The 13,880-nt window shown below is 39.6% G+C and carries 9 protein-coding genes; 5 read left to right on the top strand and 4 right to left on the bottom strand.

Translation table 11 applies throughout. From position 1 onward, the window contains the following. Positions 1-22: 22 nt before the first annotated feature. Together ALPR1_RS07785 and ALPR1_RS07780 are read right to left on the bottom strand one after the other, a co-directional pair. Positions 23-2,887 (bottom strand): PD-(D/E)XK nuclease family protein, encoded by a 2,865-nt coding sequence (locus ALPR1_RS07785; RefSeq protein ID WP_008199745.1) that lies wholly within the window; start codon positions 2,885-2,887, stop codon positions 23-25. After that, the gene (locus ALPR1_RS07780; protein ID WP_008199743.1) at positions 2,880-6,089 is read right to left on the bottom strand and encodes a UvrD-helicase domain-containing protein; all 3,210 of its coding nucleotides are present in this window, start codon (positions 6,087-6,089) and stop codon (positions 2,880-2,882) included. Before ALPR1_RS07780 ends, ALPR1_RS07785 begins: the two co-directional genes overlap by 8 nt. A 339-nt stretch (positions 6,090-6,428) precedes the next feature. Here ALPR1_RS07780 and ALPR1_RS07775 point away from each other — a divergent pair, with 339 nt between their 5' ends. The 3 genes from ALPR1_RS07775 to ALPR1_RS07765 all read left to right on the top strand — a co-directional run bounded on the left by ALPR1_RS07775 (position 6,429) and on the right by ALPR1_RS07765 (position 10,019). After that, entirely contained in the window at positions 6,429-8,582 is a 2,154-nt protein-coding gene (locus ALPR1_RS07775; RefSeq protein ID WP_008199742.1) for an alpha-glucuronidase family glycosyl hydrolase, read from the top strand. A 134-nt stretch (positions 8,583-8,716) separates the two neighbouring features. Beyond that, positions 8,717-9,202, top strand: a complete 486-nt coding sequence (locus tag ALPR1_RS07770) for a VOC family protein (RefSeq protein WP_008199741.1) — start codon at positions 8,717-8,719, stop codon at positions 9,200-9,202. Between the two features lie 43 nt (positions 9,203-9,245). Beyond that, complete coding sequence (locus tag ALPR1_RS07765; RefSeq protein ID WP_008199740.1) at positions 9,246-10,019, top strand: hypothetical protein; 774 nt, start codon at positions 9,246-9,248, stop codon at positions 10,017-10,019. Here the strand turns inward: ALPR1_RS07765 and ALPR1_RS07760 are convergent. After that, positions 10,016-10,852, bottom strand: coding sequence for an alpha/beta hydrolase (locus tag ALPR1_RS07760; RefSeq protein ID WP_008199739.1), 837 nt, complete (start codon positions 10,850-10,852; stop codon positions 10,016-10,018). The two genes, ALPR1_RS07765 and ALPR1_RS07760, sit on opposite strands and share 4 nt — an antisense overlap. Before the next feature lie 124 nt (positions 10,853-10,976). Here ALPR1_RS07760 and ALPR1_RS07755 point away from each other — a divergent pair, with 124 nt between their 5' ends. Beyond that, the gene (locus ALPR1_RS07755; RefSeq protein WP_008199738.1) at positions 10,977-11,552 is read left to right on the top strand and encodes a DJ-1/PfpI family protein; all 576 of its coding nucleotides are present in this window, start codon (positions 10,977-10,979) and stop codon (positions 11,550-11,552) included. 126 nt (positions 11,553-11,678) lie between these two features. Then, positions 11,679-12,902 carry a serine hydrolase domain-containing protein gene (locus ALPR1_RS07750; protein WP_008199736.1) on the top strand — a complete coding sequence of 408 codons (1,224 nt, stop codon included), beginning with the start codon at positions 11,679-11,681 and terminating at the stop codon, positions 12,900-12,902. A gap of 70 nt (positions 12,903-12,972) precedes the next feature. Here the strand turns inward: ALPR1_RS07750 and ALPR1_RS07745 are convergent, their stop codons facing one another. After that, positions 12,973-13,806, bottom strand: a complete 834-nt coding sequence (locus ALPR1_RS07745) for a 1,4-dihydroxy-2-naphthoyl-CoA synthase (protein ID WP_008199734.1) — start codon at positions 13,804-13,806, stop codon at positions 12,973-12,975. Positions 13,807-13,880: the final 74 nt, after the last annotated feature.

The following is a 13,880-nucleotide window of genomic DNA, read 5'->3' as shown; positions in this document are numbered from 1 at the left end:
TTACAAGGCTAAATCAAAGCAGTTACCTACCACAGATTTCCTTGTAGGGGCAATAGGCACACTTTTTCAAATCTTCGGTTTGATCAAAAGGTATATCTGGATTATATATATCCCCTAAAAGTGTCTTCAACCCAGTACTATATTCTTCCTCGTAATTCCTATAATCATCTACTTCAATTCCAGTTTTATACGGGATTTTCTCTTGTAGATAAGGATTGAAATCATCACTAAACATCTCCCTTAGATTAAAAATCGCAGGTTTGAGAGGAAGCTTATTGCTAGGGTTTGTAGCCTGGTAGATAAGCCCATAAAACATTGTCTGCATCGCAGCTTTGTTTCTTGATTTATGATCCCGATCAAAAAGTGAGGGCACATCAGGAAAGTTTTTATTGTCCTGACCCGATTTATAGTCTATCAGCCGTACAGAGCCCTGATGTTCATCCACGCGATCGATTATACCCTTCAGGGAAACTATCTGCTTCCCTTTTGAAGTTTCAATCTCTATTCCTGCCGTATACTTCTTTTCTTTCTCCAAAGAAATCAAGCGGAAAGGGGCAGAATCTTTATCTACTTTTAATATCTGATGTAGGTATTTCTGGAGAACATCTCGGGCTATCGCCATTTGTCCATTCAGCTTGGTATCAGTCTCATCCTCCAAATGATAGAATTGACGAATCGCTTTTTCAATCGCAGGGAATACCCAAGTTTTGCTTAAATCATCAAAATCGGATTTTTCCAAAAGCGTCCTACCCTTTCTTTTGGCAAAGTCCTGGTAAAGGATTTCCATGCTCAGGTGAGCCAGATTCCCAAAAACAGCAGCGTCGATCTCCTCATTCACTTCCTGCTTCTCTTGAATATTGGCTAAATATTGAAGATAAAACTTCAATCTACAGTCCAGAAACACGCTCAAGGCAGAAGGAGAAAATGAGGTTTGTGACCTTCCATGCTCATCAATCAGATACTTATCCAATAAACCCAAAACTTCATTATTCTTTTGGATAGTAATCTCTTCTGGAGATTTCTGATCTATGGGAATATAGATCACTTCTTCGGCTATTTCTCTTCCTAATTCTACCCCCATTTGCTGAATGTATCGGCTCTTTTCACCCGCTTTTCCTTGATCGGATGCAGTGGTATAAATCATATGTACCTCCTCAGCACTATGCAAAAGCCTATAAAAAGTATAGGCATAGATTGAATCATTTTGCTCCTGCACCGGCAAGCCAAACGCCTTTCGGATATTGAAAGGAATCATGGAGTTCAAACCTGCGGCCGGAGGAAAACTATCCTCATTCATGTTACAAATAATCACTCGCTTGAAGTCCAAATTACGTGATTCAAGTACCCCCATGATTTGTAATCCTTGAAGAGGCTCTCCTTCAAAAGGTAATTTCACCTCTCTAAAAATCTGGCGAAATAGCCTAATAAAAAACTCTCTATTGATACTTAGCGTATCCTGTCCAGCAAATATCTCACGCAATCTGGTCAATTGTTTAAAGCACTGATAGAGATAGGATCGCTGCAGGGGTTCCTCTTCCAATCTCTCGGCCAAAGCCTCCATTAATTCGGCCAAGTAGGGAAATAAAGATTGGTTATCTAATTTTTGAAAGATCATATGGTAGAGCTTTCCTCCCTTATGCAGCTTATCTGCTGAAACATGGATCTGGTTTAAAAGCTGCATTTCATCCATCAACTCCTCTGCAAAACCCGGTTGCTCGTTTTTTAAATAAATCGAACTCAAGAGATTTTTTACTGCTGTATGGTAAAATAATAACTTACCATCCTCTTCTTTGATAAATCGCTGCATTTCTAAAACTGCCTCCAAGAAGGAATAAACAGGAGCATTCTTGACTGGATACCCCATGGTCACGTTCACCTTATCAACTTGCTCTGGGAGGGTGTGCAAGACTGGGAAAAGCATTTGCTCATCAGGCAAAATCACAACTGTTTCTTCCCACCTTTCTCCAGCAGGAATTTTATCTAAAATTGAACCGACCAAATTTGCTTGATTGGTTTTCAAAGGAGTAGCATAGGTTTTAATACTTGCTTTCCTATCCTCAATATGGCTTGGAGTTTCCTTAGGAAAAGTAGGTCCAAACACCTTGTCTTTTTGATAGTCTCGAAAGAATAAACCCGCTTCCTGAACTCTATCTTCTAAATAATATGTATCTATATCCCAAAATATCTTGGCATCAAAATCGGTTAGGTAATGCTTAATTAAGACTTCTTCAGTACCTGTGAAGGCATTAAATCCAATAAAATAATGAGTCTTTTCTGGACGTGTTATCGTATCAAGAGATTCTACGACCTTTCTGTAAAGCATTCCAGAATAGGCTAATCCAGACACGGCAAGCGAAGCCTGAAAGCTAGTATAAAGTGGATTAAGCAATTGCCAAAATTTTAAAAACTTCTCCTGATGATCTCTATCCTGCCGTTCAAATGAGGACCAAAATTGCTTAATCAACTCAACTTGACTATCATTCAAAAAGCTTAAATCAGACTCTAATTCTTTGATTTCGGACAAGTGGTGGTACAATTTGCTGGCATTAGCCATAAACTGATCCACATCATTAAAATCTTTCAAGATCATTTCACCCCAGAAATAAAAACGATCAAAGGTTTCCGCATCAGGATTCAGTTCTTGATAAACTCGGAACAATTCAAAAATCAGAGTCAAATCATCAGCAGGTCTATTTCCAGCCAAATCATAGAAAATTTCTTCAATGGTCTTCACCTCCGGCATCCAAGTGGGCTCAGTAATTAAACTTCCGAGATGTTGGGTAAAAAACAATCCTGCTCGTCTGTTGGGCAAAACCACGGTAAGTTTTTGCAAATCCACTCCGGAATCAAGAATTTCTTTCGCTGTATTTCTTAAAAAACTATGCATGGATTTCTTCGATAATTCCGGTTTCTAAATAGCATATATAGCCTTTTACTGGCTTTTGAGATAGATTATTAACCAACTCCATATATTCTCTGACTTGATTGGCGTATCGACTATGAGCCTCTCCTGTCTTAAAATCCACAATGACTGCATCCGTATCATTCATAATGATCCTATCTGGCCTTTTCTGCTTACCTCCAGGAAGAAGAATACCTTGCTCAGCTAACAAGATCCCTCCAGTATCAAACCAGGAGGCAAAGAGGGAATTGTTGAATAGGGTTTCTAATTGCTTTTCGACGAGTTGTTTTTCCTCATCATTGAGTCTGCCATCAAAATAAAATGTCTGCAAATTCTGCAGCGCAGAGGACTTATTAGCGGATAACTCCAGAATCTCATGTACGATCAACCCAAACTTCTGCTTCTTTCGTTGCTCCATACCTTCCAATGAAAAGTCTACTGCATATTTCTTCAAGGTGAGCACCTCAGACCAATTCTTATAGGCCCAGCGAAGTTCCGGAGGTCTTTTTGGTTTTAGCTTTTTTACTTGATTAACAGGCCAATCCCCAAACTCAAAAACTTTTGACTCTTGGTCAAATTGAGAAGAGAAGCTAATTTCTCCATCAATATTTACCTGACTGTCCATCAATTGTTGGAGCTGAATCTCTATAGAATTCTTAGAGCCTATTTTTTCCTTGAAAGGAACGTAACCATAAAAGACATCCTCCGCTCGGGTGAGAGCCACATAAAGCATGTTCAAGCTATCTAGATAAGCCATGATTGCTTCTTCAGCGTAGGTATCACTAAAATCAGAATCTGCCAAGCTACCTTCTAATGTCAATGGAATTATGGCAGAAAGGCCCTTTTCCCGATCTTCAAATGGAGACCAAACCACATTTCCCTTGACGGTATCGAAAATAGTCCACTTCAAAAATGGCATTAGGACCACTTTAAACTGTAAGCCTTTTGATTTATGTATAGTCAGGATACGCATGGCATTATGCCCCTCAGGAATTTTTACTGTGCGCTTCGTCTGATTGGTTTCCCACCACTCCAAAAAGCCACTTAAATCCGCTCTGTTGTTTGCAGTAAAATCATAAACCGCCTCCTTGAATCCTGAAATATAAGCTAACTCCAAACCTATCTCCATCAATCCAAGTACCTTAATCAACTCTTCTAATGCCTCCATTAAAGGAAGCTGAAGCATTAAATTTTCTTTTTCTTGGAATGCTTCTAGTTTGCTTTGCAATTCGGTTGGAATCTTTTCAAGGGCAAAAAGCTCATGATTTACTGGTAATTCCATCAACACAGCGAGATAGTACCACATGGTCTTGTACTGTACCTTGTCACTTGGGTTATGCAAATAATTAAATCCTGAAACCAAGGCTTTAACAGAAGCTGATTTGTTTAAATACATAGATTCATCAGAAAGCACATCAAAACTATAGCCGGAATCAGGGTTGGCAGCACCATAATTCATCAAGGTATCCGCTATTGCTTCCCCTTCAGATTTTCTTCTTACCAAAAAAGCAATGTCTTCCAATTCATACCCATGGTCTTGGAGCTCCATGACTAATTCGGGTAATTTAGAAAGAACGATATCATCAAAATTACCCTCAACTTCCTCTTCCTTAGAGTCAATGAACTCTAATTTGACTTTTCCTTGAAATTCAGATTTACTTTTTTTAGGAGAAACTTTTTGAAAAGAATCAGCATAAGCATCAGAAAGGATTTGAGAGTTTTGGACTCCGTAGCTCTCAGTTAATACTTCTTCGAAGGCACTTGGTAATGCCTTAAAAATCGCATTATTGAATTGGATGATAGTAGGGAGACTTCGAAAATTTGTATCTAAATTTTCAAGCTTTATCCTCTCTTTTCCTATTTCATCTTCCACTTGAGAAAGCAACAATTTCATTTCTCCTCCTCTCCAGCGGTATATAGATTGCTTCACGTCACCTACAAGAAGGTTGGTCTGATTTTGCCCCAAGGCATTTTCTAACAATGGCTTGAAACTATCCCACTGAAAACCCGAGGTATCCTGAAATTCATCTATCAGGTAATTTTTGTATTGATTTCCTACCTTTTCATAAATGAATGGCGTGTCATTTCCTTTGGTTATTTCTTTCAGAAACTCATTAGAATCCGAAATCAAGAGGATGTTTTCCTCATCCTTGATCAGCGAAAGCTCATCTAATAAATTTCTAAAAACTCCGTACACATAAGTGTTTTTAGCAATCGCCTGAAGTGTATTCCATTTGGAAGTTAAAGCTTGAATTTGATGCAACATCTGATTCAAACCTTGTTCATAGGCCGCTAGAATGGAATCTTTCTTCTTACTAGATTTAGAAAACCAAGCCTCAGGATTATCGATTTTAGCTAAAGTTGCTGCTGTTAGTTCTGGCAAAGGCTGGTTTCGATCCCCGAATTTCTCAAACACTTTTGCAAAGCCTCTGAAGAAATCCTTCCATTCCAAGCCATTTGAGACTCTGATCAATTCGGCCTGTTTGCCTAATTCTTTTGAAATGGCAATTATTTCATTCTTTCGCTCCTTGGCAAAAGACTGTAATAGAGTAATGTTTTCCTTATCCTTTAAAAATTCCTTGACCTCAGGAGCGTATTTCTTAAAATCCTCTTGAAAAATCTGCTTGCCTAACCCGCGAATATTCCTCCGAATATCCCAGGATTTTCCATTCTGGATTTGTTCATAAGCATAATCAACCAACCATTTATGGAGAAACTCATCTTCCATCACAAGCATTACCACCCGGTCCACCACTCGCTCCAAAACCGCATCCTGATCTAATTCCACATCAAATTTGGCGTTTAGATCAATTTCTCTGGCAAAAGCTCGAACCACCTTTTGAAAAAAGCTATCTATCGTACTTACAGAAAACCGACCATAATCATGCAAAATCGCTGTCAATGTCTGCTGAGCTAAGACCTTCAACCCAGACTCATCTACTTCTAAGGAATTCATCAATTCCCTATCCATCTTCTCATCTGGTTTGACATTAAACCTGAGTCTTTTTAACTCCTCCACAATCCTTTCCTTCATTTCCTGAGTAGCCTTATTGGTGAAAGTCACTGCCAAAATCTGCTTAAAAGCATGGGGACTTTGCAAGGCAAGTTTGAGGTATTCCAGAGTCAGAGTATAAGTTTTCCCTGAACCTGCGGAGGATTTGTAAATGATGAAAGGTTTTTGTTCCATAGTTGAAAAATAAGAATTCTAAGATAAGGAAGGCCTTTAGTTAAAGCTTCATCAATTATTGGCTTTGACAAAAATTGTCAGGATATTCTAAGATGAAAGCAATTGCTAATCCTGACAAATCCCTTGTAATTAGCCTTGATTTTTCGATCTTTTGAGTTGGATTATGTATTAGGATTCGCGGCGAGCTTTCAAACCACAAGAAAATCTTCACTCTGGAGATCAAGTCTTAGTCCCGCTTAGGTGAGAACAAAAAGTGATTAAAGCCTCTGATTTTACAGTACTATTGAACCGCAGCAGAATTACTAGTACAAACTCCAAATTAACTCAAACCCTAAACCTATGTTCAAAGCCTATTTCCTGTCACTAGCACTCTCTCTTTTTATTACCCTAAGTTCTTTCGCCAATGATGGCTATAAACTGTGGATGGATTACCAAAAGATTGAAAACTTGGAGCTTAAAACTGAAGTCTCGGACTTACTATCCAACATATATTTTTTCGGTAAGAATCCCACTTACGAAGCGATCAAAAACGAGCTTAAACTTGCTTCCGATTCCTGGATTGGAAGGAGTCCTAAATTTAGTCAGGAGAGGTTAACTTCGGCGAAGTTTTACCTAGGCACGAGAGAAGAGTTTTCGCAGGTATTATCATTAACCCAGCAAGCTGAAATAAAAGCTTTAGGAGAAGATGGATATTGGATGGGACCAGTTGAAATAGAAGGGAAAACTTATTTTTCTATCATTGGCAACAAACCTGTTGGCGTACTCTATGGCACTTATAAATGGATAAAAACCATCCAAACCAATACTTTCAGTAAAGACACAGAATTTTCTGATAGTCCGAAGATTAAACTGAGAATGTTAAACCATTGGGATAACCTCGATAGGACTGTTGAAAGAGGCTATGCCGGTTTCTCAATTTGGGACTGGCACAGACTTCCTGGCTATATAGATCCAAGGTATATTGATTATGCCAGAGCAAATGCATCCATCGGAATCAATGCAGTTTCCCTGACAAACGTCAATGCGAATGCCTTAATTTTGACCACTGATTTCATGAAGAAAGCGAAGGCCTTGGCAGATGTATTTAGACCTTATGGAATCAAGGTTTTTCTGACAGCACGCTTTTCTGCTCCTATGCAAATTGGAGGACTGGAAACAGCAGATCCGCTAAACTCGGAAGTGATAGATTTCTGGAAGAAGAAGACGGATGAAATCTATTCTTTCATTCCTGATTTTGGAGGATTTCTAGTGAAAGCAAATTCCGAGGGACAGCCCGGTCCACATGAGTACGGACGGAATCATGCGGAGGGAGCAAACATGCTTGCGGATGCATTGTCACCCCATGGAGGCTTGCTTATTTGGAGGGCTTTTGTTTACTCCCATGAAGACGAGGTTGATCGGCATATGCAAGCCAATAATGAATTTGAACCACTCGACGGAAAGTTCAAGGACAATGTGATCATTCAAATCAAAAACGGTGCGATAGACTTTCAGCCAAGGGAGCCATTTCACCCACTATTCGGGTCAATTAATAAAACGAATGTGGGAATGGAATTTCAGATTACTCAGGAGTATCTGGGGCAGGCAACAAATTTAGTCTACCTCGCTCCTATGTGGGAGGAAGTCCTCAAAAGTAAAACTTATAAGCCCAGCCCGGCATCTACAGTAGGAAGCGTTTTGGAAGGAAAAGAAACGGGTCAAAAAACAACTTTAATTGCAGGAGTATCTAACATCGGTACCGATCGCAACTGGACAGGACATCTCTTTGCGCAGTCAAACTGGTTTGCATTCGGTAAACTAGCTTGGAACCCAGAAGCTACTTCTGCTGAGATCGCAGAAGAATGGACTAAATTGACCTTCAGTCAAAACCAAGAGGTAGTTTCTAAAGTGGGAGAAATATTATTAGTATCCTATGAGACTGCTGTAAATTATATGACTCCCTTAGGCCTGCATCATATCATGGGAAGAAGCCATCATTATGGCCCTGGACCTTGGGTAGTGGGAGGAAGAGCAGACTGGACGGCCCCTTATTATCATCAGGCAGATAGCCTTGGAATCGGCTTTGACAGGACGATTGATGGTAGTGGAGCCTTAAATCAGTACGCACCCGAGGTAGTTAAAAACTGGGAGGATCCACATCAGATCCCAGAAAAATATCTGCTATGGTTCCACCATGTACCATGGGATTTTGAGTTGAGCAATGGAAATACGCTTTGGGAGGAAATTGCTTACCATTATGATCAAGGGGTGAAAGAGGTAAGACAAATGCAGAAAACATGGGATTCATTGGAGTCCCAAATTGATCCAGAAGAATTTGATCATGTCAAACAATTATTAGCTATACAGGAGGAAGAGGCAGAATGGTGGAGAAATGCCTGTTTACTTTACTTTCAGACTTTTTCCAATCGACCATTTCCTTCGGATATAGAACAGCCTGAAGGAAACTTGGAGTATTATAAAAGCCTTATGTTTCCGAATGCACCGGGTATTTAGGTGTTATTGTGAACTTTTGAGAAGTAAAAATCCTTCATTATTCATCATTCGATATTCGGATTCTTTAGTATCAGAATTGAATGTCGAAAAGTGGAAACTGAACGAAATTCAAAACAGCAAAATACTCCATTATCATGAATAATTACACCATTCCTTCCGCAACAAGAATTGGCCATATTCATTTAAAAGTCTCTGACCTGCAAAGGTCATTAGAGTTTTATCAGGGCTTATTAGGGTTCGAATTGATCACTACCTATGGCCAAGATGCTGCTTTTATTTCGGCGGGCGGATATCACCATCACATCGGCTTGAATACTTGGCAAAGTAAAGGAGGGAAACCTGCACCTAAAGACACTGCAGGCTTGTTTCATACAGCGATATTACTCCCAACAAGACGAGATTTAGCAATTCTTTTGCAACGCCTAATTGATGCGAATTACCCTCTAACCGGCGCAGCAGATCATGGTGTTTCGGAAGCATTGTATTTGGATGACCCAGATGAAAACGGTGTGGAGCTTTACTGGGACAGACCACGTGAGGAATGGCCAAAAAATCCTGATGGAAGTCTACAGATGTACACTCGCCAACTCGATATCCAGGGCTTGTTAGCTGAGATTTAAAAGAAAAAATCTATAAATTGATTCTACATAAACACCGAAAAGAATGAGTAGAATCCATCTTTTTGAATTTGAGGATCAAAAGTGGTTCCCAGCCTTTCTAAGAAATTATGGAACTGATTTCCTTCAGTTTCTTGCCAATAAGACAAGAATGTTCGTTCCACTGATTCCTTGGATTGAAAAAGGGTTATCTGCTTCCAAGACCCAAACAATTATTGATTTAGCATCTGGAGGAGGAGGTGGGATACTTTCTTTGAACCAAGAACTCCTTGAGAAGAACCCAAACATTAAGATTTTATTAACCGACTATTTTCCCAACCTCAGTGCTTTTGATTACTGTAGCTCACAAGCTTCCAACATTAGCTTTGCACAGGAATCTGTTGATGCTCGAAATGTCCCAAAATACTTTGAGGGCTTAAGGACTCAGTTTTTATCCCTTCATCATTTTCAACCCAAAGATGCCATCAAAATATTGGGGAATGCTGTTGAAGCAAAGGAACCCATTTTTATCGCAGAAGGGCAAGAACGATCGATCCCCAGTTTTTTAGCCATGTTCTTCTCCCCGATCACGGTTTTATTTGTAACTCCATTTATCAGGCCATTTAGTTGGAGAAGAATCCTTTTCACTTACTTAATTCCGATAGTTTCGCTGTTTGTGTGGTGGGATGGAATGGTCTCTTGCTTAAGAACCTATTCCATTGCTGAAATGAACCAGCTTGTTACCCAGGTAAAAAATAAGGATGAGTTTGACTGGGAGGTTGGAAAAGTCAAGTCAGGTCCAGCCTCGCTTTTGTTTCTTCTCGGAATCCCAAAAAATTAAACCCTTTCTTTCAACCAATTCTCTATTAGTTCCAAAACCTCTTCCTTGTCTAAATCATTTATTAACTCATGGAATCCTGCGGGAAAAATCTTAAGGGTTTTATCGGACGATTTTGCCATTTTGAATAACATTTCAGATCCTCTAGGATTCGTAAGCTCATCTGCTGATCCATGAACCAAAAGCAAAGGAGATTCAAAATGACTTCCCAAATTTTGGATGAACCGCATCATCTGTAATAATTGGTGACCTGTCCGTGCAGGAATTGCATCAGAATATACTAGCGGGTCATTCAGATATTTTTCTACCTCTTTCGGATTTCTTGAGATTTTGCTGGCGTCCAATTTAAGAGCCTTCAATTTTGGGAAATACTTACTGATAATGCCAGAAAGCGCAATCAGGATTTGAGATGTTCCTTCCGCTTCTTTAATGGCTGGAGAACTCAAAATCACACCTGCAGTTTCAGGTTGATATTTTAAAACATAAGCCGCAACCAACCCTCCGCCCATACTATGCCCATAAAAGAAAGTTGGTACTTCAGGCACATAACTTTTTACTTTCCTAAATAAGGAATCAATATCCCTCAAATAATCTTCATAGGATTTAAAATAAGCATTAGGTTTTCCTTTCACTGATTTGCCATGCCCTCTCCCATCAAAGGTAAAAACGGATATACCAATTTTAACCAGCCTCTCTGCCAAATGAACATATCGGGAACTATGCTCTCCAAGACCATGAACTAGCAAAACTGCCGCTTTAGATTCATCAGGCATCCATGCTTGGAGGTATAGCTTAATTCCGTCATGGGTGGTATAGCTTGTTTCTAAATGATTCATTTCGGATCGTGTTAACTTTCCATTAAGATGCAAAGTTTCCTACGAATTCGAGAATGATTTTCACTTCTTTCCCGTTATAAAGACAATTGCAGAAAATCAATTTTTAAATAAAACCTATAGACAAATGAAAAAGATATTGTTTTTGACTGGAGATTTTGCAGAAGATTATGAGACCATGGTACCCTTCCAAATGCTTGAAATGGTTGGTTTTGAAGTTCATGCGGTTTGTCCCGGCAAGAAAAAAGGTGACACCATCAAAACAGCCATTCATGATTTCCTCGGAGATCAAACCTATACGGAGAAACCAGGACATAACTTTGCTATCAATTACTCATTTGACGATGTGAATGTTGAAGACTATGCTGGTATCGCCATAGCCGGAGGTCGGGCACCTGAATATCTCAGGTTAAATTCAAAGGTTTTAGAAATCGTTCAACACTTTTTCGAGACCAATAAACCTGTGGCAGCAGTTTGTCATGGAATTCAAATTTTAGCTGCAGCAGGAGTTGTGAAAGGAAGAAAACTCACCGCTTACCCTGCAGTAGGGCCTGAAGTTACTATTGCCGGAGGCGATTACCAGGATATTCCAGTTACTGATGCCTATGTGGATGGTAACCTAGTCACCTCTCCAGCTTGGCCTGGACACGCAGCATGGATTCGAGAATTCTTAAAAATCTTGGGTGTCAAAATAGAGATTTAAAACCAATCCAAATTCAATGCATAAGCCTTTTCAGATTACTCTGGAAAGGCTTTTTTATTTTAAATGATGGAATTCCTTAAATTGATCAAAAGAAACAGTTTTTAACAATAGGCACCCAAAACCACCATGTACAAGTCAATCTATATTAAGCTTTTCGTTACGATATTGCTCATTTCCAATCAAGCGGTATCACAAACTACCCTTCATGAGGCTAGTACCCTTTCAGTTGAAAGGTTAACCAGATATGATGATTTTATAGAGAAAGAAATCAGTAAGGGCTCTCTACCTGGTGCTGTATTGATGGTTTCAAAAAATGGAGATGTTATGCATCATGAAGCCTATGGTTCCAGCGATATTGTCAGCCAAAAGGAAATGGTCAAGGATCAGATTTTTTTTATACAATCCATGACCAAACCAATTGTTACTACGGCCTTTATGATGCTATATGAAGAAGGTCATTTTCAATTAAACGACCCGGTAGAAAAGTACCTTCCTTGGTTTAAAGATTATGTGATCGCTATTGATCCAAGTAAAGGAATTTCTGGAGGGACTATTGCGGCAAAAAATAAAATCACGATAGCTCAGCTCTTAAGCCACACAGCGGGTTTTTCTCATGGTATTGCTGAAGGAAAACTAGAGGAGGAAATCAGGACAGCATTGTATGGGTCTCCACAGGAAAACATAGAAAGCAGAGTTAAAACTTTGATTAATCAACCCATGATCGGCGAACCAGGCAATCAATGGTTTTACTCTGCATCGCCCGATGTCTTAGCCTTATTGATTGAAAAGTTTTCCGGAATGAGTACCGCTCAATTTCTTCAGACCAAACTTTTTGATCCGCTTGAAATGGAAGATACTGGGTACAACCTAAACGAAGAACAAAAAACAAGGATGGTTCAACTCCACGCCATCGATGGAAATGGAGAATTGATAAAACTTGAAGATCAAACCCCTACTGAGGGAAACAAAGTATATGGAGGAACCCATGGCCTTTTTTCTACTGCTGAGGATTACTTAAAATTCACACGGATGTTGCTCAATGGTGGTGAAAGCAATGGAACCCGGTTTTTAAGCCCCAAAACCATTGAAATAATGACTATAGATCAGGCCAATGGACTATACCAATCCCCCGGCCATGGATTCGGATTCGGTTTTGCTGTGTTAGAAGACTTGGCAGATGCCAAAGCTTTGGGATCAGAAGGGCAATACTTTTGGAGTGGAGCTTATTGTACCTTTTTCTTTGTGGACCCTAAAGAAGACCTGATTGCTATCTTTATGACTCAAATGGCCCCCTACAATAATTTCTGGGGAGAAAAAATGAGGCAATTTGTCTATCAGGCAATTGAATAGAATTGACAAAAAAAGGTTCGAGTATTAAAACCCGAACCTTTTTAGATTTCATGATTTAGCTTTCTGAATCTTAAGGGATCCACTTATTGTCTCCAAAATTAGGTTTCCTCTTTTCTAAAAAGGCATTTCGACCTTCTTTAGCTTCTTCAGTTCCATAAGCTAAACGAGTAGCTTCTCCTGCAAAAACTTGCTGACCCACCATACCATCATCGGTTAGGTTCATGGCAAATTTCAACATTTTGATTGAGGTTGGCGATTTCGCTAAGATCTCTTGAGCCCACTCATAAGCTGTCGATTCCAACTCATCATGAGGGATTACGGCATTGACCATTCCCATCTCAAAGGCTTCCTGTGCGGAGTAATTTCTACCTAAGAAGAAAATTTCACGGGCTTTTTTCTGGCCTACCATTTTAGCCAAATAGGCAGAACCATATCCTCCATCAAAGCTAGTCACGTCAGCATCGGTTTGTTTAAAAATAGCATGCTCTTTACTCGCTAGTGTCATATCACAAACCACGTGAAGGCTATGCCCTCCCCCTACTGCCCAACCTGGCACCACAGCAATCACCACTTTTGGCATGAATCGGATCAAACGCTGTACTTCCAAGATGTTTAAACGATGGTATCCATCTTCTCCTACATATCCCTGATCGCCTCTTGCCTTTTGATCTCCACCAGAACAAAAAGCCCAACCTCCATCTTTCTTAGAAGGTCCTTCCCCACTCAATAAAACAACTCCTATAGAAGTATCCTCTTGTGCATCATAAAAGGCATCGTACAATTCAGAAGTGGTTTTTGGCCGAAAAGCATTCCTTACTTCTGGACGATTAAAAGCAATCCTAGCTACGCCATTGCATTTTTTATAGGTGATATCTTCGTATTCTTTTGCAGTTATCCACTCCATTATATTTCCTTTTTATTGCTCTATTTTTGGTGCAAGATAACAGGCTTCGTGGAAATTTGTTGTTAGTTTGCCCA

Origin of the sequence: Algoriphagus machipongonensis (assembly GCF_000166275.1) — a bacterium.
Classification (GTDB): domain Bacteria; phylum Bacteroidota; class Bacteroidia; order Cytophagales; family Cyclobacteriaceae; genus Algoriphagus; species Algoriphagus machipongonensis.
Note: the sequence above shows the minus strand (reverse complement) of the source record. Positions and strands in the feature narration are given on the sequence as shown.

Excerpts from the sequence above, each read along its gene's own strand:
- ALPR1_RS07785 (WP_008199745.1), bottom strand. The coding sequence starts at position 2,887 with ATGCATAGTTTTTTAAGAAATACAGCGAAAGAAATTCTTGATTCCGGA.
- ALPR1_RS07780 (WP_008199743.1), bottom strand. The coding sequence starts at position 6,089 with ATGGAACAAAAACCTTTCATCATTTACAAATCCTCCGCAGGTTCAGGG.
- ALPR1_RS07775 (WP_008199742.1), top strand. The coding sequence starts at position 6,429 with ATGTTCAAAGCCTATTTCCTGTCACTAGCACTCTCTCTTTTTATTACC.
- ALPR1_RS07770 (WP_008199741.1), top strand. The coding sequence starts at position 8,717 with ATGAATAATTACACCATTCCTTCCGCAACAAGAATTGGCCATATTCAT.
- ALPR1_RS07765 (WP_008199740.1), top strand. The coding sequence starts at position 9,246 with ATGAGTAGAATCCATCTTTTTGAATTTGAGGATCAAAAGTGGTTCCCA.
- ALPR1_RS07760 (WP_008199739.1), bottom strand. The coding sequence starts at position 10,852 with ATGAATCATTTAGAAACAAGCTATACCACCCATGACGGAATTAAGCTA.
- ALPR1_RS07755 (WP_008199738.1), top strand. The coding sequence starts at position 10,977 with ATGAAAAAGATATTGTTTTTGACTGGAGATTTTGCAGAAGATTATGAG.
- ALPR1_RS07750 (WP_008199736.1), top strand. The coding sequence starts at position 11,679 with ATGTACAAGTCAATCTATATTAAGCTTTTCGTTACGATATTGCTCATT.
- ALPR1_RS07745 (WP_008199734.1), bottom strand. The coding sequence starts at position 13,806 with ATGGAGTGGATAACTGCAAAAGAATACGAAGATATCACCTATAAAAAA.